This window comes from Bulleidia sp. HCP3S3_C9, assembly GCF_052064035.1.
Taxonomy (GTDB): domain Bacteria; phylum Bacillota_I; class Bacilli_A; order Erysipelotrichales; family Erysipelotrichaceae; genus Bulleidia.
This window is the reverse complement of record NZ_JBQHWJ010000120.1, coordinates 1-894: the sequence shown is the minus strand read 5'-3', so window position 1 is coordinate 894 and position 894 is coordinate 1. Positions and strand designations below refer to the sequence as shown.

The 894-nt window shown below is 38.7% G+C and carries 1 protein-coding gene; it reads left to right on the top strand.

Annotated features, from left to right (window positions below; translation table 11 throughout):
- Nucleotides 1–120 precede the first annotated feature (120 nt).
- Nucleotides 121–894: IS110 family transposase (locus ACTND6_RS11040; RefSeq protein WP_441045108.1), on the top strand; the 774-nt coding region annotated here is incomplete at its 3' end.

The following is an 894-nucleotide window of genomic DNA, read 5'->3' as shown; positions in this document are numbered from 1 at the left end:
CTTATTCCAGAACAATGATTAGTTAGATGAGTCTTTGAATTCGTATTTTGCACCAGGTTTTGTGGTTTAAGTGTTGTGGTATCAAACACATCGCATTTATTTTTGAAAGGATGTATTCTTATGTATTTAGTCGGTATTGACATTGGTAAACTCAAACACTCTTTCTGTCTCCTTGAAAAGGAAACAGGTGAAATTCTTGTTGAACCTGTATTCTTCGAAAACAACAGAGATGGATTCAATGCGCTGCTTTCTTCCTTTAAACATTTACCTCAGAAAGATATTCTCATCGGTATGGAAGATACAGGTCACTATAATCTTGCTTTACTGAAGTTTCTCTTGGACAGAAACTATCAGGTTGCATTGATCAATCCTGTTGCTACTAACCTTACCCGCAAAATGCAGGGAGGAATCTCTAAGAATGACAAGCTGGATACTCTGACTATCTGTGATGTACTTTCTTCTAACCAGCGCGTCAAATCTTACCGTATTTCAAAATACAGCAGCTTTGATCTGTATGAGCAGAAACAGCTGACTAGAGAGCACCACAATCTCAAGGAAGAAGAAAATCAACTCTCAAATCGACTGCAGAAATGCATAGATGTCGTATTTCCTGAATTCAACAGTTTATTCAAGTCCAAGTATGGAATTGTATATATGAACATACTGAAAGAATTTGGAAGCGCTGATGCGATTGCACACGCAGATATCCGTACACTTCGTAAATGCTTTGACACCGGCAGAGGCAAGCACATCTCTCTTACTGCTCAAGAGCTGAAGGAAGCTGCCAGAAATTCAATTGGCTTTCCATCCAGTTCAGAAGCTACTCAGATCAAGTACCTGGTAGCACGGATTGAACTCATCAAGGAACAGATCGCTGAAATAGATAAAAAAATA